Consider the following 23,136-nt stretch of genomic DNA (forward strand, 5'->3'; position numbering starts at 1 on the left):
GGAGTCAGCGTTCTATTCAGCCAGCGCTTGCGCCAGCTTGCCATGCAACCCACCGAAGCCGCCGTTGCTCATGATCACCACCTGGGTGCCGGGTGCGACCTGGCCCTGGACCCGGGCGATGATCGCCTCAAGCGAGTCGCAGACCACCGCCGGCACCGGACAGGCCGCCGCGGTGGCGCCGAGGTCCCAGCCGAGGTTCGGCGGCGCGTACCAGATCACCTGGTCGGCCTGCTGCACCGACTCCGGCAGGCCGTCACGGTGGGCGCCGAGCTTCATGGAATTCGAGCGCGGCTCGATGATGGCGATGATCGTCGCATCGCCAACGCGCTTGCGCAGGCCGTCGAGGGTGGTGGCAATGGCGGTGGGGTGGTGGGCGAAGTCGTCGTAGAGGGTCACGCCCTGCACCTCGGCGACCTTTTCCATGCGCCGCTTGACACTTTTGAACGCACTCAGCGCCTCCGCGCCCAGTTTTGGCAGCACGCCCACATGCCGCGCGGCGGCCAGGGTGGCCAGGGCATTGGCGACATTGTGCTGGCCGGTCAGGTCCCAGTTCACCTGGCCCTGCACGGCGCCGTCGAAGATCACCTCGAAGCGCGAACCGTCTTCGGCCAGCAGACGGGCCTGCCATTGGCCACCCTCGCCTGTGGTCTCGACCGGGGTCCAGCAGCCCATGCCCAGCACCCGCTCGATGGCCTGCTCGGTGGTCGGGTGGATGATCAGCCCTTCGCCGGGAATGGTGCGCACCAAATGGTGGAACTGTCGCTCGATAGCCGCGAGATCCGGGAAGATATCCGCGTGGTCGAATTCCAGGTTGTTCAGGATGGCAGTGCGCGGGCGGTAGTGGACGAACTTGCTGCGCTTGTCGAAGAAGGCGCTGTCGTACTCGTCGGCTTCGACCACGAAGAACGGCGTGCCGCCGAGCCGCGCGGAGATGCCGAAGTTCTGCGGCACTCCGCCGATCAAGAAGCCTGGGCTCATCCCGGCATGCTCCAGCACCCAGGCGAGCATGCTGCTGGTGGTGGTCTTGCCGTGGGTACCGGCGGCGGCCAGCACCCAGCGGCCTTGCAATACGTGATCGGCCAGCCACTGCGGGCCGGAGACGTAGGGCAGGCCCTTGTTCAGCACGTATTCCACCGCCGGGTTGCCGCGCGACAGGGCATTGCCCACCACCACCAGGTCCGGCGCCGGTTGCAGATGGGCCGGCTCGTAGCCCTGCATCAGCTCGATGCCCTGGGCTTCCAGCTGGGTGCTCATCGGGGGATAGACGTTGGCGTCGGAACCGGTGACGCGGTGGCCGAGCTCCTTGGCCAGCACCGCCAGCGAGCCCATGAAAGTGCCGCAGATGCCGAGAATATGAATGTGCATGGATGACCTCGAAAACGGGCCGCAGTGCCCGGTAAAAAGCTTGCCGCAGGTTAGCACAGCGCCCTTTGCCGTTCTCGTTGGCCCGTTGAGGTGTGTGAATTCTCTATGGCGAGAGAATCAATCCGTCATGCCGGCGAAGGTCGGTATCCAGGGACAGACAATCCGGAGCGTCCATCGATTGCAGGCGGGGCGCTGCGCGCCCATGTTGTGCTTCGCTCAACACCAACCTACCGACAAGCGCCAGCGACGCGGAGCCAGCCCCGAACGCCGCCCCCTCAAGCCCGTCATACCGACGCAGGTCGGTATCCAGGAGCAGGCAAACCGGAGCGTCAGTCGACTACGGGCGGGGCGCTGCGCGCCCATGTTGGGCTTCGCTTCGCTCAACACCAACCTACCGACAAGCGCCAGCGGCGCGGAGCAAGACCGACGCCGCGCCCCAAATCCCGTCATGCCGACGAAGGTCGGTATCCAGATACCGGCGACTCGGAGCACCCTGCCCAACGCCTTTATCCCTGTCGCGACAGCCCGTGTCGGCGCAGCTTGCGGTAGAGGGTATTGCGGCTGATGCCGAGCTGTTCGGCGCTGCGGGTCATATGCCAGCGCTGGCTTTCCAGCACGGCGAGCAGTGCGCTGCGTTCGGCTTCGTCCAGCGGCGTGACCACGGCTTCCTCACGCGGATCGTTTAGAGCCGGGGCGTTGCGGATGTCCGCCGGCAGGTCGGCGTGGCGGATCAGGCCGTCTTCGCACAGCGCCGCCAACGTGCGCAGCACGTTGCGCAACTGGCGCACATTGCCCGGCCAGCGATAGTCGAGCAGCGCCTGGCGGGCGCGCTCTTCCACACGCAGTACCTGGCCACGGGCCTCTTCGCCAAGAAGGTGATGGAGCAGTTGCTGCTTGTCCGCACGCGCGCGCAACGGCGGCAGGTTCAGTTGCAGGCCGTTGAGGCGATAGAACAAGTCTTCGCGGAAGTGCCCTTCCGCCACCTGCTGAGCCAGATCGCGGTGGCTGGCGCTGATCACCCGCACGTCGATGGCCTGCGCCTCGCCGCCGATGGGCTCGACCCGCCGCTCTTCCAGCACCCGCAGCAAGCGGGTCTGCAGGGCCAGCGGCATGTCGCCGATCTCGTCGAGGAACAGGGTGCCGCCGTCGGCCTGCTGCAGCTTGCCGCGCATGCCGTCCTTGCGCGCGCCGGTGAAGCTGCCGCCGCGATAGCCGAACAGTTCGCTCTCGATCAGCGACTCCGGAATCGACGCGCAATTGAGCGCGACGAACGGCTTGCCACCCCGCGAGCTGGCTTGGTGCACGGCCTTGGCGAAGGCTTCCTTGCCGCTGCCGGTCTCGCCGCCGACCAGCAGCGGCACGTCGCGCTCGTAGACTTTCAGCGCGCGACGGAAGTCCTCCTGCAAGGCCGGATCGGCCAGGCACACGCCCGGCGTGGCGAACAGCGCCTGGCCCAACGCCTGGGCGCTACGCCGTGGCTGGCCGCGCAACATGGCGAACAGCGAGCGGCCCTTCTGCGTGTACAGCGGCCAGCTGGCACTGGGTTGCGGCGAGGCGCGGCCAAGCAGGTCGTCGAGCCGGCAATCGAAAATCTCCTCGACTCGCCGGCCGAGCAGGTGCTGGCGCTGCAGGCCGAGCAGGTTGATCGCGCTCTGGTTCACCGCGCGCACCCGTCCTTCGCCGTCGAAGGCCAGCAGGCCCTCGCTGAACAGGCCGATGTACTCGGCCTGGGCATGGAAACGCAGCAGCCATTCGCCCTCGAAGCTGCGCAGGAAGTAGCAGCCTTCGATGGCCTTGGCCGACAGGTTCACCAGCGCCATGGTGTGGAACTGGCTTTGTCGCGAGACGTCCTGGCGCGCCGAGGAGACGTCGAGCACCGCCAGCAGCTCGCCGTGGGGGTCGAACACCGGGCTGGCCGAGCAGGTCAGCCCGGTGTGACGGCTGCGGAAGTGCTCTTCCTGGTGAATGGTCAGCGACTGCCGCTCCACCAGGCAGGTGCCGATGCCGTTGGTGCCTTCGCAGGCTTCGCTCCAGTCTGCCCCGAGCCACAGGCCGGCCTGCTCGAAGGTGCGCCGCTCGGCGTCTTCGGTGACGCAGTTGAGGATCACCCCGCGGGCATCGGTGAGCAGCACGGCATGGCCGGAGCCGGCGAGCTGGCGATGCAGGCTGTTCATCTCGCCGTTGGCGATCTCCAGTACCTGGCGGGCACGCTCGCGGCATTCGAGCATGCGCGCGTGCTCCAGCACAGCGGGGGCCATTGGGGTGGCGGGGTCGAGATGGTATTGCTCCAGGCAACGCAGCCAGGAGCGGGCGATGGATGGGTCGGCTGCGGGGCCGGCCACCTGCGCCTTGCCCTGGGCCAGGGTGAGCACCTGTTCGGCGTGATGGCTCATCTGTTTCGGCGACATTCTTGTTGTTCTCCTCGGCCAAGGGCCGGAGCTGACGCAGCATCGCCCAGCGCAGACGGCAAAGCAATCGGGCGATGACCGACCGGTCAACCGCTGTATCGAAACTGGGACAGTCCGTCACCCTGCAACGTTCCAGCAGCGATACAACCGCGCCCCGCTCATGGCGACAGCGAAGCCGTCGGCAGGCTCTGGCACGCCATTCCCCGGGTACTGGCCCGGCCCTTGCTCTAGGCCTGGCAAGCGCTGCGCGGTCGGCGGCGCATCCTCCCCAACAAGCATAAAGGCCAGGAGAACCACCATGATCTACGCCCAACCCGGCACACCCGGCGCCGTCGTTTCCTTCAAGTCCCGCTACGGCAACTACATCGGCGGCGAGTTCGTCGCCCCGGTCAAGGGCCAGTACTTCACCAACACCTCGCCAGTGAACGGCCAACCGATCGCCGAGTTCCCCCGCTCCAGCGCCGAAGACATCGACAAGGCACTGGACGCCGCCCACGCTGCCGCCGATGCCTGGGGCCGCACATCGGCCCAAGAGCGCTCGAATATCCTGCTGCAGATCGCCGACCGCATCGAGCAGAACCTCGAACTGCTGGCCGTCACCGAAACCTGGGACAACGGCAAGGCGGTACGCGAGACGCTGAACGCCGACATTCCGCTGGCCGCCGATCACTTCCGCTACTTCGCCGGCTGCATCCGCGCCCAGGAAGGCGGCGCCGCCGAGATCGACCAGAACACCGTGGCCTATCACATCCACGAACCGCTGGGCGTGGTCGGGCAGATCATCCCTTGGAACTTCCCGCTGCTGATGGCCGCCTGGAAGCTGGCCCCGGCCCTGGCCGCCGGCAACTGCATCGTGCTCAAGCCAGCCGAGCAGACCCCGCTGGGCATCAGCGTGCTGATGGAGCTGATCGGCGACCTGCTGCCGGCCGGCGTGCTCAACGTGGTGCAAGGCTACGGCAAGGAAGCCGGCGAGGCCCTGGCCACCAGCAAGCGCATCGCCAAGATTGCCTTCACCGGCTCAACCCCGGTGGGTTCCCACATCTTGAAATGCGCGGCGGAGAACATCATCCCGAGCACCGTGGAGCTGGGCGGCAAGAGCCCGAACATCTACTTCGAAGACATCATGCAAGCCGAGCCGGCCTTCATCGAGAAGGCCGCCGAGGGCCTGGTGCTGGCCTTCTTCAACCAGGGCGAAGTGTGCACCTGTCCGTCGCGCGCGCTGGTGCAGGAGTCCATCTACCCGGCGTTCATGGCCGAAGTGATGAAGAAGGTCGCCGCGATCAAGCGCGGCAACCCGCTGGACACCGAGACCATGGTCGGCGCCCAGGCTTCCGAGCAGCAGTTCGACAAGATCCTCTCCTACCTGCAGATCGCCCAGCAGGAAGGCGCCGAGGTGCTCACCGGCGGCGGCGTGGAGAAACTCGAAGGCAACCTGGCCAGCGGTTATTACATCCAGCCGACCCTGCTCAAGGGCCACAACAAGATGCGCGTGTTCCAGGAGGAAATCTTCGGCCCGGTGGTCGGCGTCACCACCTTCAAGGACGAGGCCGAGGCGCTGGCGATCGCCAACGACACCGAATTCGGCCTCGGTGCCGGCCTGTGGACGCGCGACATCAACCGCGCCTACCGCATGGGCCGGGCGATCAAGGCCGGCCGCGTGTGGACCAACTGCTACCACCTCTACCCCGCCCATGCCGCCTTCGGTGGCTACAAGAAATCCGGCGTCGGCCGCGAGACCCACAAGATGATGCTCGACCACTACCAGCAGACCAAGAACCTGCTGGTCAGCTACGACATCAATCCGCTCGGGTTCTTCTGACGGGCTCTTGCGGTGCTTGGCCCCCTCTCCCCTCGCGGGAGAGGGGGACCAGGCCAACACCCAGCGTCATGAGTATTCCCAATAGCGACAGCAGCCAGTCGCCTGGCACCGCCATTGCTACAGCCCCGTAGGACTACTTGCGTGCACGCCGGGCATTCTGCCGCCCGGCCCATAACAACGAGGACATAACCCATGGCTCTTGAACAAAGCAGTGCAGGACCGCTGGCCCAGGGCACCGATTTCGAGCAGGTCGGCGCCGATTACTTCCACCACCGCCAACTGAAGCAGGGCGCCGCTGGCTGGGTGTTGCTGGTCGGCCTCGGCGTCGCCTACGTGATTTCCGGCGACTACGCCGGCTGGAACTTCGGCCTGGCCCAGGGCGGCTGGGGCGGGCTGTTCATCGCCACCCTGCTGATGGCCACCATGTACCTGTGCATGTGCTTCTCGCTGGCCGAGCTGTCCTCAATGATCCCCACCGCTGGCGGTGGCTACGGTTTCGCCCGCAGCGCCTTCGGCCCGCTCGGAGGATTTCTCACCGGCACGGCGATTCTCATCGAATACGCTATTGCCCCGGCGGCGATCGCCGTGTTCATCGGTTCCTACTGCGAATCGCTGTTCGGCATCGGCGGCTGGGCCATCTACCTGGCCTTCTACGTGCTGTTCATCGGCATTCATATCTTTGGCGTCGGCGAAGCGCTGAAACTAATGTTCGCCATCACTGCAATCGCCGCTATCGCCCTGGCGGTGTTCATCGTCGCCATGGTGCCGCACTTCTCGGTGGATAAACTGCTGGACATCGCCCCGACCACCGCGGCCGGCTCCAGCGCCTTCCTGCCGTTCGGCTATGTCGGCATCTGGGCGGCGATCCCCTACGCCATCTGGTTCTTCCTCGCCGTGGAGGGCGTGCCGCTGGCTGCCGAGGAAACCAAAAACCCCCAGCGCGACATGCCACGGGGGCTGATCGGCGCCATGCTGGTGCTGTTGGCCTTCGCCGGGTTGATTCTGCTGGTCGGCCCCGGCGGCGCAGGCGCCAGCACGCTGGTCGCCTCCGGCAATCCCCTGGTGGAAGCGCTGACCGCTGCCTACGGTGAATCCACCTGGATGAGCGGCTTCGTCAATCTAGTCGGTCTGGCCGGGTTGATCGCCAGCTTCTTCTCGATCATCTACGCCTACTCACGGCAGATTTTCGCCCTCTCCCGCGCCGGCTACCTGCCCCGCTCGCTGTCGCTGACCAACAAGAGCAAGGCGCCGGTGCTGGCCCTGGTAGTACCGGGCATCATCGGTTTCGGCCTGTCGCTGACCGGCCAGGGCGATCTGCTGATCCTGGTGGCGGTATTCGGCGCCACCATCTCCTACGTGCTGATGATGGCTGCCCACATCGTGCTGCGTGTGCGCCGGCCGGAAATGCATCGCCCCTACCGCACCCCCGGCGGCGTGCTGACCTCCGGCATCGCCCTGGTGCTGGCCTGCATCGCGGTGGTGGCTGGCTTCCTGGTCGATCCGCGAGTGGTGATCGGCGCGGCGATCATCTATGCCGTATTCATCGCCTACTTCGCCTTCTATAGTCGCCATCACCTGGTGGCCGGCACGCCGGAAGAGGAATTCGCCGCCATCGAGAAGGCCGAAGCGGCGCTCAAGTGATAGCTCCGCCCGTTCGGAGTAGGCTCTACCCAGAGCCCACTTCGGACGGGCGCTGTGGAGATCGACAATGGCAAGTTTTTCCCACTCGGTCGGTGGCCAGACCTGGCGCTTCGACAGCCTGAAAGAGGTCATGGCCAAGGCCAGCCCGGCGCGCTCCGGCGACTACCTGGCCGAGGTCGCCGCCGCCAGCGACGCCGAGCGCGTCGCCGCGCAGATGGCCCTGGCGGACATCCCGCTCAAGCACTTTCTCGACGAAGCGCTGATTCCCTACGAAGAGGACGAGGTCACCCGGCTGATCATCGACAGCCACGACCGTGCCGCCTTCGCCCCGGTCAGCCACCTCACCGTCGGCGGCTTTCGCGACTGGCTGCTCTGCGAGCAGGCCGACGAGGCTAGCCTGCGGAACCTGGCGCCCGGCCTGACCCCGGAAATGGCGGCGGCCGTCTCGAAGATCATGCGCGTGCAGGACCTGGTGCTGGTGGCGCAGAAAATTCGCGTGGTCACCCGCTTTCGCAACACCGTCGGCCTGCGCGGACGCATGTCCACCCGCCTGCAGCCGAACCACCCGACCGACGAGCCGGCTGGCATCGCCGCCAGCATTCTCGACGGCCTGCTCTATGGCAACGGCGACGCCATGATCGGCATCAACCCGGCCACCGACAGCATCGCCTCGATCTGCGCGATGCTGGAGATGCTCGACGCGGTGATCCAGCGCTACCAGATTCCCACCCAGGCCTGCGTGCTGACCCACGTCACCACCTCCATCGCCGCCATCGAACGCGGCGTGCCGCTGGATTTGGTGTTCCAGTCCATCGCCGGCACCGAGGCGGCCAACGCCGGCTTCGGCATCAGCCTGAAGATTCTGCAGGAAGGCTACGAAGCCGGCCTGTCGCTGAACCGCGGCACCCTCGGCAACAACCTGATGTACTTCGAGACCGGCCAGGGCAGCGCGCTGTCCGCCAATGCCCACCATGGCGTCGACCAGCAGACCTGCGAAGCCCGCGCCTATGCGGTGGCCCGCCACTTCAAACCGTTCCTGGTGAATACCGTGGTCGGCTTCATCGGCCCGGAGTACCTGTACAACGGCAAGCAGATCATCCGCGCCGGCCTGGAAGACCACTTCTGCGGCAAGCTGCTCGGCGTGCCGATGGGCTGCGACATCTGCTACACCAACCACGCCGAAGCCGACCAGGACGACATGGATACCCTGCTGACCCTGCTCGGCGTCGCCGGCATCAACTTCATCATGGGCATCCCCGGCTCCGACGACATCATGCTCAACTACCAGACCACTTCCTTCCACGATGCGCTCTACGCCCGGCAAGCCATGGGCCTGCGCCCGGCGCCGGAGTTCGAGGCCTGGCTGGAAAAGATGAACATCCTGTACCAGCGCGACGGCCGGCTGCGCCTCGGCGACGGCCTGCCGCCGGCATTTCGCCAGGCGCTGGCGCACCTGTGAGGCTGTAAGGGCGCATTCATTCGCCCAGCGCCGGATAGGCGAATAGATTCGCCCCTGTGCATGAACCGAAACCGCGCCCCCACGGTAGGAGCGGGCCATGCCCGCGAACAGCGCGAACCGCCGCGCCCGGCCACATGAACAATCGACGAGGCAGCCATGACCGACCGCCACCCCGCTACCGAAAACCCCTGGCAGCAACTGCGCCAGCTGACCCCCGCGCGCATCGCCCTCGGCCGCGCCGGCACCAGCCTGCCGACCGCCGCGCAACTGGACTTCCAGTTCGCCCATGCCCAGGCCCGCGATGCCGTGCACCTGCCGTTCGACCACAACGCCCTGGCCGAACAGCTCGCCGCCCGCGGGCGCACCAGCCTGCTGTTGCACAGCGCCGCAGCCGATCGCCACCAGTACCTGCAACGCCCCGACCTCGGCCGACGCCTGGACGACGCCTCGGCACGCCAGCTGGACGAACATGCCGCCGCCCACCCGGCCGGCTACGACCTGGCGATCGTCGTCGCCGACGGTCTCTCCGCGTTGGCCGTTCACCGCCATGCCGAGCCATTCCTGCGCCGCCTGGAAGAACAACTGGCCGGCGATGCCTGGTCGCTGGCACCGGTCGCGCTGGTCCAGCAGGGCCGGGTGGCGGTGGCCGACGAGGTCGGCCAGCGGCTCAAAGCGAAGATGAGCGTGATCCTGATCGGCGAGCGCCCCGGCCTCAGCTCGCCGGACAGCCTGGGGCTGTACTTCACCTACGCGCCCAGGGTCGGCCTCACCGACGCCTACCGCAACTGCATCTCCAACGTGCGCCTGGAGGGGCTCAGCTATGGCCTGGCTGCCCATCGCCTGCTGTACCTGATGCGCGAGGCCAGTCGTCGGCAACTTTCTGGCGTCAACCTCAAGGACGAAGCAGACATGCCGATACTGGAAGACACCGGAGAGCGCACAAGGACGGGAAATTTCCTGCTAGGCGACGAGGATCACGGCAACAGATGATCAAACGCTTGCTTGGATTGCGCTTTCCATAATCTTTAGGGCAGCATCCCGCATCACCTGGCATTTCGCCTGCAATGCTTGTGTAGCCCACCAACGTCTACAAGAATCGAGGCCCGACATGCGCATCGTCCAAGCCACCCTGGAGCATCTGGACCTGCTGGCTCCTATGTTCGTCAAATACCGCGAGTTCTACGGCCAGCTGCCCTTCCCCGATTCGTCGCGGAAATTCCTGGAGACGCGCCTCAAGCGCAAGGAATCGGTGATCTACCTGGCCCTGGCCGACGACGAGGACAAGCTGCTCGGCTTCTGCCAGCTCTACCCCAGCTATTCCTCCCTGGCGCTCAAGCGCGTGTGGATTCTCAACGACATCTACGTCACCGAAGAAGCCCGCCGGCAACTGGTCGCCGATCGCCTGCTGCAAACCGCGAAGAAGATGGCCAAGGAAACCCAGGCCGTGCGCATGCGCGTGTCCACCAGCGCCGACAACGAAGTCGCACACAAGGTCTACGAGTCCATCGGTTTTCGCGTCGACAGCCAGTTCAAGAACTACGTGCTGGAACTCGACAGCGACGAGTAAGACGCCCGGACGCCCAGGCCAACCCATGCGCCTGGGCCCGTGCGAAGGTCGTCGAACGCAGGTCGGGCAAGGCGGCTGAGCCGCACTCGACCGACGTGCGATGGAGCGAACCGCCGCCCTTGCCGACGTCCGTGCCGCGCCTAACGCAGCGCCCACAACCACAGCAGCAGCTGAACCCCGAACAGAACCGCCATCGCCACACGCCCACGCCGTGCCCGCCGACGCGGGGGCGAAGGCGCGGACGGGCTTTGCGGCACCGGCGGCTGCAAGGCCTGCTGGAATTCCGAAAGCGCGGCAAAACGCTCCTGCGGCGACGGCGCCAAGGCCTTGGCCAATGCCCGATCCCAGCAGGCCGGCAGCCCTTCCAACACGGCACCCAGTGGCCGATAGCCGCTTTGCGGGTCGGCGCCAGGCTGTGCGACATCCGGCCAGTGCCCGCTCAGCAGCCAGTAGGCCAGCGCCGCCAGGGCGAACTGATCGGCCCGGCCATCCACCGCCGCCGTCGGTGGCCCGCGCAACTCGGGCGCCAACGGCACGGCCTGCGCCGGCAGCTCCTGCGGCACCACACCCGGCAAAATGGCCGCCTGTTCGGGCAACAGCAGCACGCGCCCCTCGTCGTCCTGCAGCACCTGACGCGGACTCAGCCACAGCCCCTGCATGCCCCGCCGCTGCAAGGCACGCACGGCGGCGATCATCTGTTCGAGCAGCACCAGCACGCGCCCGGCGTCCTGCGGCCCATCGCTGACCATGCGCGACTCCAGGCTGCGCATGGCGGCCGGCAGCGGTTCCAGCAGCTGCATGGCATGCCGCCGCGACGCCCGGGACGGCAAAAGCGAGGGCAGATGAATCGGCGGGCTGCGCCGCAAGACCCACTCCCGCTGCCAGAAGGCCTCGTCCGCCGCCTGCTCGGCCAGCCACAGAACGGCCTCGGTGCCCGCGGCGTCGCGCCCGCGAAATACCCGTCCCGGCGGCCCGAAGGGGCATGCCTCGACCAGGGTCCAGCCATCCACCGACTGCCCGGTATGCTGCCCGCCCGGCGCCGGCCACTGTTCGACTGCCATCAACGGCGGCGCACTGGCGAGGTCCCCGGGCAGCGCCAGCACTGCCGCACCCGGCGCCTGCAGCAGAGGCTCAAGCACCTCGCCCAGTTGACCGACCTCGGCGTCGCCGCAGGCATGGCGCAAACGCTGCAGATCGGCGATCTCGATCAGCGGTTGCGGCGCCAGCAACAGCGCCTCCCCCTGACCAAGCGGCAGGCTGTGCTGGATCAGCGCCAGTTCGGCCTGTCCGCCCAACGCCGCGTTCTCGCGCCCGGCCAAGCTCTGCAAGGTGCCGCCCTGGCAACGCAGCAGGCCGATCGAGCCACTTTGCAGGAACTGCGCCTCGCCATCCTGGATCAACAACAGCCCGGCATTCAGCTCGGGAATCGCAAAGCCCTGGCGCTTGCGGCGATACAGCTGCAGGTTCAACGCCGCCAGCACCTGCCGCGCGGCCTGGGACTCGCTCCAGCTGCCGGGGCTGCAGCGATAGTCGGCGAACAGCGCGTCCAGGTGGCCATCGAGCAGTTGCACCACATCGGCGCATTGACGTGCCCAAAGCAGCGCCACCAGCAAAACCGGCGAACGTCCCTGGCGGCCGCTCATCCAGCTCGCCCGAGTACGCGCCGCCTGGGTCGGCAGGTCCAGCCCGTGGCCCAGGGCCAGGCTCAACATTGGGTGTTGCAGCACTTGCGGCGACATCGGCAGCCCTCCTGCACATCAGGGTAGAGAAGGGTCGTTGCAGCCTTTATGCCGTTTGCCGCCCTCTTGCCGGCCGAGGGCGTGCCCGCCTATGGTGACGCCCTTTCCTTGCCATCGAGTCCAATCCTCCATGTGGTCGCTCCGTGCCTGGCGGCGCCGCCGCCTAATCGCCCGCCATCCGATTCCCCCGGCGCACTGGCAGGACGTGCGTCGCCGCCTGCCCATTCTCGACGGGCTGAGCGATACCGAAGAGCACCTGCTGCGCGAACGCTGCGTGCTCTTCCTGCAGGCCAAGCACCTCAGTGCCCTGCCCGGCGTCGAACTGGGACCGGTGGAACGCCTGCTCCTGGCCGCCCAGGCCGAGCTGCCGCTGCTGCATCTGGAGGAACTCGGCTGGTACCGCGGCTTCCATGAACTCGTGCTGTACCCGGACGACTTCGTCAGTCCCCAGCGCTATCGCGACGATGCTGGCGTCGAGCACGAGTGGGACGACGAGCGCAGCGGCGAAGCCTGGCACCAGGGCCCGGTGATCCTCGCCTGGCCGGGCGTGGCGGCCAGCGGCGGCTGGGAGGGCTACAACCTGGTGATCCACGAACTGGCGCACAAGCTCGACATGCTCAATGGCACAGCCAATGGCCTGCCGCCGCTGCACCGCGACATGCGCGTGACCGACTGGGCCACCGCCATGCAAAGCGCCTACGACGACCTCAACGCACGCCTGGATCGCGACCCGGATGGCGAGACGCCCATCGACCCCTACGCCGCCGAAAACCCGGCCGAGTTCTTCGCCGTCACCAGCGAATACTTTTTCAGCGCGCCGGACCTGCTGGCCGACGCCTATCCGGCCGTCTACGCGCAGCTCAAGGCGTTCTACCGGCAAGACCCACTGGCCCGGTTGCGGGGCCTGCAGGCGCGGCACCCCGAATACCGCGACGCGCCCGGGAACGAACTTCGCGCAGACCAATCCTAGACACACGACCAATGGCCGAGTCCGTCGTCGTAGCAACGGCGGGGGAATGTGCCTATAATCGCGCCACTTTTTTGGCCCATCCTGGGAGTTTCCCCATGAGCTACAGCAAAATCCCGGCCGGCAAAGACCTGCCGAACGACATCTACGTCGCCATCGAGATTCCGGCCAACCACGCGCCGATCAAGTACGAAATCGACAAGGACAGCGACTGCCTGTTCGTCGACCGCTTCATGGCCACCCCGATGTTCTACCCGGCCAACTACGGCTACATCCCCAACACCCTGGCCGACGACGGCGACCCGCTCGACGTGCTGGTGGTAACTCCCTACCCGGTGGCCCCCGGCGCCGTGATCCGCGCCCGTCCGGTCGGCGTGCTGCACATGACCGACGAAGCCGGCGGCGACGCCAAGCTGCTCGCCGTCCCGCACGACAAGCTGAGCCAACTGTACGTCGACGTGAAGGAATACACCGACCTGCCGGCCCTGCTGCTGGAGCAGATCAAGCACTTCTTCGAGAACTACAAGGACCTCGAAAAAGGCAAGTGGGTGAAAGTCGAAGGCTGGGGCAACGCCGAAGAGGCCCGCCAAGAAATTCTGAAGGCGGTTGCGGCTTACCAAAAATAAGCCAGAACCACCCCCTGAAAGCCGGCCACAAGCCGGCTTTTTTATTGCTCCCGGAAATATCAGGAGCCAAGGCCGACCTCAGACCTCACCTCGTACATCATTCATGCACACCTATAGCGCACCTCTAAAAACGTAGGCAAGGCAGTCAGCGCAAGGCAAAAACAGGCGAAAAATCGGAGTTTACGAGCGGTAAATGAGCATTTTTGAGCCTGTTTTAACGCAGTGATGACAACGCAGGTAGTTTTTAGAGGTGCCCTACAATGGCATCGTGCCTTAATCAGGTCTGGTACAGTCCTTGGCACGCCGTAGGGATATAGCCAACCATGGATAAGAAGTCGCTGTCCGAACGAGACATTTGCAGCAAGTACATAGCCCCAGCCATCCAGCAAGCGGGCTGGGACCTGCACAAGCAAGTGCGGGAGGAGGTCAGCTTTACCAAGGGCCGCATTATCGTCCGTGGCAAGCTGCACAGCCGTGGCGAATCCCGCCGTGCCGACTTCATCCTGTACCACCAGACCAACCTTCCGCTTGCCGTGATCGAGGCGAAGGACAACAAGCACTCCGTTGGCTCCGGCATGCAGCAGGCGCTGGGCTATGCCGAGGCGCTGGATGTGCCCTTCGTGTTCTCCAGCAACGGCGATGGTTTCCTCTTCCACGACCGCAGTGGCACCGGCAGCCAGGTGGAAACCGAGCTCAGCCTCGATCAGTTCCCCAGTCCGGACGAGCTTTGGCAACGCTACTGCCAGTGGAAAGGCTTGGACGACCAGGCCCAGAAGCGGATCGAAGCCCCTTACTACGACGATGGCTCCGGGCGTATTCCGCGCTACTACCAGATGAACGCCATCAACCGCACCGTCGAGGCTGTCGCGCGCGGGCAGGATCGTGTGCTGCTGGTCATGGCCACCGGCACCGGCAAAACCTACACGGCCTTCCAGATCATCTGGCGCCTGTGGAAGTCGAAGCAGAAGAAACGCATCCTCTTCCTCGCCGACCGCAACATCCTGGTCGACCAGACCAAGAACAATGACTTCAAACCCTTCGGCCCGGCGATGACCAAGATCGCCAAACGGCAGATCGAGAAATCCTACGAGATCTACCTGTCGCTGTACCAGGCCGTCACCGGCGCCGAAGAAGACAAGAACATCTACAAGCAGTTTTCCCCGGACTTCTTCGACCTGGTGGTGATCGACGAATGCCACCGCGGTAGCGCCGCCGAGGACTCCGCCTGGCGCGAGATTCTCGACTACTTCTCCAGCGCAACCCACATCGGCCTCACCGCAACGCCCAAGGAAACCAAGGAGGTTTCCAGCATCACCTACTTCGGTGAGCCGGTGTACAGCTACACCCTCAAGCAAGGCATCGAAGACGGTTTCCTCGCCCCTTACAAGGTGGTGCGCATCGACTTCGACAAGGATCTGCAAGGCTGGCGCCCGCCCAAGGGCATGCGCGACAAGAACGGCGAACTGCTCGAAGACCGCATCTACGACCTCAAAGACATGGACCGCCAACTGGTCATCGAAGCGCGCGCCCAGAAGGTGGCGCAGAAGGTCACCGAGTTCCTCAAGGCCACCGATCCGTACCAGAAGACCATCGTCTTCTGTGACGACATCAACCACGCCGAGCGCATGCGCCAGGCCCTGGTCAACCTCAATCCCGAGCGCATCGCCGAGAACCGCAAGTACGTCATGCGCATCACCGGCGATGACCAGGAAGGCAAGGCCGAGCTGGACAACTTCATCGACCCGGAATCGCGCTACCCGGTCATCGCCACCACCAGCAAGCTGATGACCACCGGCGTGGATGCCCAGACCTGCAAGCTGGTGGTGCTCGACCAGCACATCAAATCGATGACCGAGTTCAAGCAGATCATCGGGCGTGGCACCCGCATCAACGAGGATTACGGCAAGTTCTGGTTCACCATCATGGACTTCAAGAAAGCCACCGAGCTGTTCGCCGACCCGACGTTCGATGGCGAGCCCGTGGTGGTCTACAGCCCCGAAGGCGACGACTCGCCCGTACCGCCGGACAGCCCGCAGGCCGAAGAGGACGGCATCGTCGACGGTGACGATTGGTTGCCCGAAGGTCACGCAACCGGCGGCGACGAGGCGGGCAAGAAGCGCATCAAGTACGTGATCGACAACGTACCGATCCACGTCATCGCCGAGCGCGTGCAGTACTACGGCCCGGACGGCAAGCTCATCACCGAATCCCTGCGCGACTACACCCGCGCCTGTGTGAAGAAGCAGTTCTCCTCGCTGGATGACTTCCTGCGCCGCTGGACAGACGCCGAGCAGAAGAAAGCCATCATCGACGAGCTCGCCGCACAAGGCGTGATGTGGGAAGCCCTGGCCGAGGAGGTCGAAGCCAAGCGCGGGCAGCCGCTCGACCCCTTCGACCTGATCTGCCACATCGCCTTCGACCAGCCGCCGCTGACCCGCAAGGAACGCGCCGAACAGGTGAAGAAGCGCAACTACTTCGCCAAGTACGCCGGCACCGCCCGCCAGGTGCTGGAGGCACTGCTCGACAAGTACGCCGACACCGGCATCGAGCACATCGAGGACATCAAGATCCTCCAGCTCGATCCGTTCAGTCAGATCGGTGCGCCTGTCGAACTGGTCAGGGCCTTCGGCGGCAAACCCGCCTACCAGCAGGCGATCCACGAACTGGAAGAGCAGCTCTATACCGGCTGACGGCAGGCAACCAAGCCGCAAGCGGCCCTAGCCGCCCTACAGCCTGGCCCACGCACATTGACGATGCCCGCCTGCGCCCGCAAACTGTCCTCTGTCCATAGACAGTGGACGGAGACAATTTGTCATGATGAAAGGCCAAGACATCCTGCTGCTGCTCAAGCTCGCCAGCCTGGAGCACCAGCCGCACGCCGCCGAACAGGCGGCGGAGCACTTCTCCATGCGTGCGCTGGAACAATCCACCGGCATCAGCAAGTCCGAAGTCAGCAATGCGCTCAACCGCTGTATTGCTGCCGGTCTGGCCAAACTGGAGCGGGGCAGCGGCATACCGCGCACCAACACCCGCGCCCTTAACGAGTTTCTCGGCCACGGCCTGAAGTACGTCTTCCCGGTGCGGCCCGGCCCCATCGTGCGCGGCCTGGCCACCGCCCATGCCGCGCCGGTGCTGGCCGGCAAGCTGCTGTCTGGCGGCGAGCATATTCCGGTCTGGGAAGATGCCCTGGGCAACGACATGGGCCAGGCCGTCGAGCCACTGTTCAAGAGCGTGCCCAGCGCCGCCCGCCAGGACGAACGCCTGTACGCCATGCTCGCCCTGGTCGATGCCATTCGCCTGGGCAACGAGCGCGAGGCCAGCCTGGCGAGAGCGTTGCTGGAGCAAAAACTGCGAGGCGAGCCCGATGGCCGCTGAGTGGCGCGTGCAGGAGCAGATGCTGCAGACCGTGGCCGACGCCCTGGGGCCGGAGCTGCTGCGCCAGGTGGCCTTCGTCGGCGGCTGCACCACCGCGCTGCTGCTCACCGATGCCTTCGCCCGCGAGGCGGTGCGCTTTACCGAGGATGTCGACGTGATCGTCCATGTGCTCGGCTATGGCAAATGGCAGCGCCTGCTCACCGAGCTACGTGAGCGGGGGTTCCGGGAGTCGCCCGAGGACGAGGTGATCTGCCGCATGCGCCTGCCCAATGCGCTGACCGGCCGCGAGCTGCTCGTCGACTTCATGCCCGATGACGAAGACATCCTCAACTTCACCAATCGCTGGTACCGCGACGCCCTGCACGGCGCCGCCGATCATGCCCTGCCGTCCGGCACCCTGATCCGCGTCGTCACCCCCGGCTACTTCCTCGCCACCAAGCTGGAGGCCTATCGCGGCCGTGGCCGCAACGACCCGCTGGCCAGCCGCGATATCGAAGACATCCTCGTCGTGGTCGACGGCCGCGCCAGCCTGCAGGCCGAACTGGCCCTGGCCGAGCCCGGTGTGCGGGCCTACATCGCCCAGGCCATTGGCGAGCTGCTTGCCCACCGCGACTTTCCCTACGCCGTGCAATCCGCTGCCCGCCAGCAGCAGGCGCGGGAAGAACTCATTTTTCAGCGCCTGGAGGCCCTCGCCGTGCCTCCGGCCCAGCCGTAACGGAAACCGCCATGTCGATCAGCTCAACCATCAAATCCATCCAGGACATCATGCGCAAGGACGTCGGCGTCGACGGCGACGCCCAGCGCATCGGCCAGCTCGTGTGGATGCTGTTCCTCAAGATCTTCGATGACCGCGAACAGGAGTGGGAGTTGCTGGACGACAGCTACCGCTCGCCGATCCCGGAAAGCTGCCGCTGGCGCACCTGGGCGGCCAACCCGGAAGGCATCACCGGCGATGAGTTGAAGGACTTCATCGACAACAACCTGTTCCCGCAGCTGCAGAACCTCCACGAGTACAGCACTACCCCGGCCGCCTACGTGGTGCGCGGCGTGTTCGAGGATGCCTACAACTACATGAAGTCCGGCCAGCTGATCCGCCAGGTGATCAACAAGATCCAGGAGGGCGTGGACTTCAACAAGGCGCAGGAGCGCCATGCCTTCGGCGACATGTACGAGCAGCTGCTGCGCGACCTGCAGAACGCCGGCAACGCCGGCGAGTTCTACACCCCGCGCCCGGTCACCGAGTTCATGGTGCGCATGGTCGACCCCAAGCTGCACGACAAGGTCATGGACCCGGCCTGCGGCACCGGCGGCTTCCTCACCTGCACAATCGACCACAAGCGCAAGCGCTACGTAAACACCGCCGAAGACGAGCGCGTGCTGCAGGCCAGCATCTTCGGCGTGGAAAAGAAGCCGCTACCGCACCTGCTGGCCACCACCAACATGATCCTGCATGGCATCGAGGTGCCCAGCCAGATCAAACACGACAACACCCTGAGCCGCCCGCTGATCAGCTGGGGGCCGGGTGAGCGGGTCGACTGCATCGTCGCCAACCCGCCGTTCGGTGGCATGGAAGAAGACGGCATCGAGACCAACTTCCCCGCCGCCTTCCGCACCCGCGAGACCGCCGACCTGTTTCTGGTGCTGATCATGCACCTGCTGAAAGACGGCGGCCGCGCCGCCGTGGTGCTGCCCGATGGCTTCCTGTTCGGCGAAGGCATCAAGAGCCGCATCAAGGAAAAGCTGCTGACCGAGTGCAACCTGCACACCATCGTTCGCCTGCCCAACGGTGTGTTCAACCCCTACACCGGCATCAAGACCAACCTGCTGTTCTTCACTAAGGGCTCGCCGACCAAACAGGTGTGGTTCTACGAGCATCAGTACCCGGCCGGCTACAAGAGCTACTCCAAGACCAAACCCATGCGCATCGAGGAGTTCGCCGTCGAGGAGGCCTGGTGGGGCAGCGAGTCCGATGGCTTTGCCGCGCGGGTGGAGAACGAATTCGCCTGGAAGGTCAGCCTCGATGAGCTGCAGGCACGCAACTGGAACCTGGACTGCAAGAACCCGCATGTAGGCGAGCAGATCAGCCATGACCCGGATGAGTTGCTACGCAACTACGCCCAGCTGCAAGGCGAGATTGGCGAGCTGCGCGACCAGCTTAAGGCCGTGCTGAATGAAGCGCTGACTCGCGCCTAGCCTTCACGGAGGAAGACCATGAACAGTGAGATCGTGATTTACCAAAGCGACAGCGGCAGCATCAGCGTCAAGCTGGAGCGAGAAACCGTCTGGCTCAGCCTGCAGCAGATGGCAGAGCTCTTCGCCAGGGACAAGTCCGTGATTTCCCGCCACCTGCGCAACGTATTTTCCGAAGGGGAATTGGAGCGAGCCGCAGTGGTTGCAAAAAATGCAACAACTGCCGCCGATGGCAAAACCTATCAGGTCGAGTTCTTCAACCTCGATGCCGTGCTTTCAGTGGGCTATCGGGTCAACTCCAAGCAAGGCACGCGTTTTCGTCAGTGGGCCAGCCAGGTGCTCAAGCAACACCTGACTCAGGGCTACAGCCTCAACCGCGAGCGCTTCGAGGCCAACGCCCGCGAGTTGGAAGCGGCGCTGGAACTGGTACGCAAGACCGCCCGCGCGCCCGAGCTGGACGCCGACGGTGGCCGTGGCCTGGTGGAAATCGTCAGCCGCTATACCCAGACCTTTCTCTGGCTGCAACGCTACGACGAAGGTCTGCTCACCGAACCGGCCGGCAGCCCCGGCGGCGAACTACCCGACCTGACCCAGGCCCGCCAGCAACTGAACCAGCTCAAGGCGCAGTTGATGGCCCGCGGCGAAGCCAGCGAGTTGTTCGCCCGCGAACGTGGCGAGGGCCTGGCGGCCCTGCTCGGCAACCTGCAGCAAAGCGTGTTTGGCGAGCCGGCCTACCCCAGCCTGGAAAGCAAGGCCGCGCACCTGCTGTATTTCATGGTCAAGAACCACCCCTTCGCCGATGGCAACAAGCGCAGCGGCGCCTACCTGTTCGTCGATTTTCTGCACCGCAACGGTCGTTTGCTGGACACCCAGGGCAACCCGCTTATCAACGACACCGGCCTGGCCGCGCTGACCCTGCTGGTCGCCGAATCCGCCCCGGCGCAGAAAGACACCCTGATTCGCCTGATCATGAACATGCTCGCCCCGGAGCCCCGCCCATGACCGCCTTGCTCATCGATAACCTGCCACTGCTGGCCGGCGCACCCAATGGCATCAAAAAACTGCGTGAGCTGATTCTGGAGCTGGCTGTGCGCGGCAAATTGGTGCCGCAAGACCCGACTGATGAGCCGGCCAGTGAGTTGCTTAAGCGGATTGCCGAGGAAAAGGCGCGGTTGGTGGCGGAGGGGAAGATCAAGAAGCAGAAGCCGTTGGCGGAGATTGGCGAGGGGGAGATGCCTTTTGAGTTGCCGGGCTCTTGGACATGGGTAGTACTCTCTGAAATAACCACGGATATGGACTCCGGATGGAGCCCTGCTTGTGAGTCATCGCCATCGCCAAGTGATGATGTTTGGGGGGTCCTGAAAACCACGGCTGTTCAGGTGCTCCAATATTTACAGGAGGAGAATAAAGAGCTGCCTGCCAAGTTGAGTCCAAGGCCCGAGGCGGAAGTGAAAGCTGGCGACATACTCTTTACTCGGGCTGGGCCAACTAATCGAGTGGGAATATCGTGCTTGGTTGAAGACACAAGGCCTCGGCTGATGATTTCAGACAAAATCATCCGCTTTCATCCCATAGACATTGGAGCTTGTGGACGTTACGTGGCGCTTTGCCTTAATTCTGGCGAGACGGCACGTTACCTAGAACAGGCAAAGTCTGGAATGGCTGCCAGTCAAGTTAATATCTCCCAAGAGAAGCTGAGGGCTGCACCTGTTCCGCTGGCCCCTCTCCCTGAACAACACCGCATCGTCGCCAAAGTCGATGAACTGATGGCGCTGTGCGACCGGCTGGAAGCCCGGCAGGCAGATGCCGACAGCGCCCACGCTCAACTGGTGCAGGCGCTGCTGGACAGCCTGACCCAGGCCCGCGATGCCGAGGACTTTGCGCAAAGCTGGCAGCGCCTGGCCGAACACTTCCACACCCTGTTCACCACCGAATCCAGCATCGACGCCCTCAAGCAAACCCTGCTGCAACTGGCGGTGATGGGTAAGTTGGTGGCGCAGGATCCTAGTGATGAGCCCGCCTGTGAACTTGCAGGACGAATTCAAATCGAGAAACGTCGATTTCTAGCTGAATCAAAAGCTCGAAAGCAAAAGGACTTGGATACTAACTTACTGCCCGCCCCCCCCTTTGATGCTCCTAGCGGGTGGGAGTGGCAACGCATTGATGATGTGCTGCATATCACTGGCGGTGTCACTCTCGGGAGAAAACTTGCTAACCGCAAGCTGGTCTCCAAACCCTATCTCCGGGTAGCCAATGTCCAGCGTGGACAACTGGAGCTGGATCAGATTAAGGAAGTCGACCTGCCTGAAGATGAGGTTGAAAAATACCTGCTTAGAAACGGCGACCTCCTAATTACTGAGGGAGGTGACTGGGATAAAGTTGGTCGTACTGCTATTTGGCGTGAAGAGTTGCCTGAGTGCTTGCACCAAAATCATGTTTTTCGGGCACGAGCGGTAGTCGAGGATTGGGAGCCTCGTTGGGCCGAGATGTATCTGAATTCGACTCCTGCCCGAGACTATTTTGCGGGCTCGTCAAAACAGACCACGAATCTTGCGTCAATCAACATGACTCAGCTTCGAGCATGTGCATTCCCCTTACCACCACTCCCCGAACAACACCGCATCGTCGCCAAAGTCGATCAACTGATGGCGCTCTGCGACCAACTCAAAGCCCGCCTTAATCAGGCCCGTCAGATGCATGAGCAGCTGGCCAATGCCCTGGTCGAGCAGGCCGTGGCCTAACCAACAGGAGTGCAGGGATGCCCATTCGCACCCAGATCTGGACCGTCGGCGCGCAACCCGCGCCGCTGAAAAATGCCGTGCTCGCCAGCGAGCAGTTTCTCGAAGAGATGATCGTCAGCGCCCCGGCGTTGCTGTCCGAGGACTGGATGCTGATCGGCCGTCAGGAAAGCACCGGCCAGGGCGGGCGCATCGACCTGCTGGCGCTGGCGCCGGATGCCTCGCTGGTGCTGATCGAACTCAAGCGCGAGCGCACCCCGCGCGAAGTGGTGGCGCAGGCGCTGGACTATGCGGTGTGGGTCGAGCGCTTGCAGGCCAACGATATCGAGGCCATCTACCAGCGCTTCAAGCCGCTGGGCGATCTGGCCGCCGACTTCCAGGCGCGCTTCGGCGCGCCGCTGGAGGCCGAGGCGCTGAACCAGAGCCACCAGATCGTCATCGTCGCCGCCGAGCTGGATGCCAGCAGCGAGCGCATCGTCGGTTACCTGAGCGAACGCGATATCGCCATCAACGTGCTGTGCTTCCAGGTGTTCCAGCTGGGCGAGCAGCAACTGATCAGCCGCGCCTGGCTGCTCGACCCGAGCGAGGCGCCGCAGGCCAGCGCCACCAAGCCGGGCACGCCCAGCGAGCCGTGGAACGGCGAGTTCTACTGCTCCTTCGGCCATAGCATGGCGCGCTCCTGGCCGGAGGCCCGACAGTTCGGCTTCATCTGCGGTGGCGGCGGTACCTGGTACAGCAATAGCCTGAAACTGGTCGGCCCCGGCGACCGCGTGTGGGTCAACGTGCCCGGCGCCGGTTACGTCGGCGTGGGCAGGGTCACCGGCCACGCCACGCCGGCCGCGGACTTCCTCCTGCCTTACCAGGGCCATGAGGTGCCCGCACTGAGCCTGCTCACGAGCGCCACCTACCATCGCGAACACATCGACGACCCGCAGCGCTGCGAGTACTTCGTGCCCGTCGAATGGCAGCAGACCGTGCCGCTGGAGCAGGCGGTGAAGGAGGTCGGCCTGTTCGGCAACCAGAACACCGTGTGCCGCCCGACCACACCCAAATGGCGCTGGACGGTCGAAAGGCTCAAGGAGCATTTCGGGATCAGCTGAATTGGCGCTCCATTTCCAACCCCGCAGTGCGGAGGTGCCGGATATGGGCGCCTCGCGGGCACCAATCCCTGCGAGGTCAGCAGCTCCATCGAACTTGGCTAGCTGAGACCGGCGGCTTACGCTGCATGCTTTTGCCGCGAGC

17 protein-coding genes are annotated in these 23,136 nt (G+C 64.7%); 14 read left to right on the forward strand and 3 right to left on the reverse strand.

The genetic code is table 11. The features are described from left to right. Window positions 1–12: 12 nt before the first annotated feature. Both mpl and ACWKV7_RS05785 read right to left on the reverse strand, forming a co-directional pair. Window positions 13–1,365 carry a UDP-N-acetylmuramate:L-alanyl-gamma-D-glutamyl-meso-diaminopimelate ligase gene (gene mpl / locus ACWKV7_RS05780; protein ID WP_483856700.1) on the reverse strand — a complete coding sequence of 451 codons (1,353 nt, stop codon included), beginning with the start codon at window positions 1,363–1,365 and terminating at the stop codon, window positions 13–15. Window positions 1,366–1,871: 506 nt separating this feature from the next. Further along, the gene (locus tag ACWKV7_RS05785; protein WP_483856701.1) at window positions 1,872–3,773 is read right to left on the reverse strand and encodes a sigma-54-dependent Fis family transcriptional regulator; all 1,902 of its coding nucleotides are present in this window, start codon (window positions 3,771–3,773) and stop codon (window positions 1,872–1,874) included. A gap of 298 nt (window positions 3,774–4,071) precedes the next feature. Between ACWKV7_RS05785 and exaC the strand changes: the two genes are divergently transcribed. The 5 genes from exaC to ACWKV7_RS05810 all read left to right on the forward strand — a co-directional run bounded on the left by exaC (window position 4,072) and on the right by ACWKV7_RS05810 (window position 10,259). After that, entirely contained in the window at window positions 4,072–5,592 is a 1,521-nt protein-coding gene (exaC, locus tag ACWKV7_RS05790; RefSeq protein ID WP_483856702.1) for an acetaldehyde dehydrogenase ExaC, read from the forward strand. 192 nt (window positions 5,593–5,784) lie between these two features. Then, window positions 5,785–7,233 (forward strand): ethanolamine permease, encoded by a 1,449-nt coding sequence (eat, locus tag ACWKV7_RS05795; RefSeq protein ID WP_483856703.1) that lies wholly within the window; start codon window positions 5,785–5,787, stop codon window positions 7,231–7,233. A 67-nt stretch (window positions 7,234–7,300) separates the two neighbouring features. Continuing rightward, complete coding sequence (gene eutB, locus ACWKV7_RS05800; protein ID WP_483856704.1) at window positions 7,301–8,692, forward strand: ethanolamine ammonia-lyase subunit EutB; 1,392 nt, start codon at window positions 7,301–7,303, stop codon at window positions 8,690–8,692. A 156-nt stretch (window positions 8,693–8,848) separates the two neighbouring features. Then, window positions 8,849–9,682 carry an ethanolamine ammonia-lyase subunit EutC gene (gene eutC / locus ACWKV7_RS05805; RefSeq protein ID WP_483856705.1) on the forward strand — a complete coding sequence of 278 codons (834 nt, stop codon included), beginning with the start codon at window positions 8,849–8,851 and terminating at the stop codon, window positions 9,680–9,682. A 118-nt stretch (window positions 9,683–9,800) separates the two neighbouring features. Then, complete coding sequence (locus ACWKV7_RS05810; protein ID WP_483856706.1) at window positions 9,801–10,259, forward strand: N-acetyltransferase family protein; 459 nt, start codon at window positions 9,801–9,803, stop codon at window positions 10,257–10,259. Window positions 10,260–10,399: 140 nt separating this feature from the next. On the opposite strand, the gene ACWKV7_RS05815 is transcribed toward ACWKV7_RS05810, so the two are convergent. Next, a complete protein-coding gene (locus ACWKV7_RS05815; RefSeq protein WP_483856707.1) occupies window positions 10,400–11,998 on the reverse strand; it encodes a protein kinase in 1,599 nt (532 codons plus the stop codon). 130 nt (window positions 11,999–12,128) lie between these two features. On the opposite strand from ACWKV7_RS05815, the gene ACWKV7_RS05820 reads away from it, so the two are divergent. The 9 genes from ACWKV7_RS05820 (at window position 12,129) to ACWKV7_RS05860 (ending at window position 22,994) form a co-directional block, all read left to right on the forward strand. Further along, a complete protein-coding gene (locus tag ACWKV7_RS05820; protein WP_483856708.1) occupies window positions 12,129–12,968 on the forward strand; it encodes a M90 family metallopeptidase in 840 nt (279 codons plus the stop codon). A 95-nt stretch (window positions 12,969–13,063) separates the two neighbouring features. Then, window positions 13,064–13,591, forward strand: coding sequence for an inorganic diphosphatase (ppa, locus tag ACWKV7_RS05825; protein ID WP_483856709.1), 528 nt, complete (start codon window positions 13,064–13,066; stop codon window positions 13,589–13,591). A gap of 323 nt (window positions 13,592–13,914) precedes the next feature. Continuing rightward, complete coding sequence (gene hsdR, locus ACWKV7_RS05830; RefSeq protein ID WP_483856710.1) at window positions 13,915–16,281, forward strand: EcoAI/FtnUII family type I restriction enzme subunit R; 2,367 nt, start codon at window positions 13,915–13,917, stop codon at window positions 16,279–16,281. Between the two features lie 124 nt (window positions 16,282–16,405). After that, on the forward strand, window positions 16,406–16,966 hold the full coding sequence (locus ACWKV7_RS05835) for a MarR family transcriptional regulator (RefSeq protein ID WP_483856711.1): 561 nt from the start codon (window positions 16,406–16,408) through the stop codon (window positions 16,964–16,966). After that, the gene (locus ACWKV7_RS05840; RefSeq protein ID WP_483856712.1) at window positions 16,956–17,681 is read left to right on the forward strand and encodes a nucleotidyl transferase AbiEii/AbiGii toxin family protein; all 726 of its coding nucleotides are present in this window, start codon (window positions 16,956–16,958) and stop codon (window positions 17,679–17,681) included. Before ACWKV7_RS05835 ends, ACWKV7_RS05840 begins: the two co-directional genes overlap by 11 nt. Before the next feature lie 11 nt (window positions 17,682–17,692). Further along, window positions 17,693–19,159, forward strand: a complete 1,467-nt coding sequence (locus ACWKV7_RS05845; protein ID WP_483856713.1) for a type I restriction-modification system subunit M — start codon at window positions 17,693–17,695, stop codon at window positions 19,157–19,159. An 18-nt stretch (window positions 19,160–19,177) separates the two neighbouring features. Further along, window positions 19,178–20,158 (forward strand): virulence RhuM family protein/type II toxin-antitoxin system death-on-curing family toxin, encoded by a 981-nt coding sequence (locus ACWKV7_RS05850; RefSeq protein WP_483856714.1) that lies wholly within the window; start codon window positions 19,178–19,180, stop codon window positions 20,156–20,158. Further along, window positions 20,155–21,897, forward strand: coding sequence for a restriction endonuclease subunit S (locus ACWKV7_RS05855; protein ID WP_483856715.1), 1,743 nt, complete (start codon window positions 20,155–20,157; stop codon window positions 21,895–21,897). Before ACWKV7_RS05850 ends, ACWKV7_RS05855 begins: the two co-directional genes overlap by 4 nt. 17 nt (window positions 21,898–21,914) lie before the next feature. Beyond that, window positions 21,915–22,994, forward strand: a complete 1,080-nt coding sequence (locus ACWKV7_RS05860) for an endonuclease NucS domain-containing protein (protein ID WP_483856716.1) — start codon at window positions 21,915–21,917, stop codon at window positions 22,992–22,994. The last annotated feature ends 142 nt before the right edge of the window (window positions 22,995–23,136 follow it).

It is taken from the genome of Zestomonas ipomoeae (assembly GCF_057128665.1).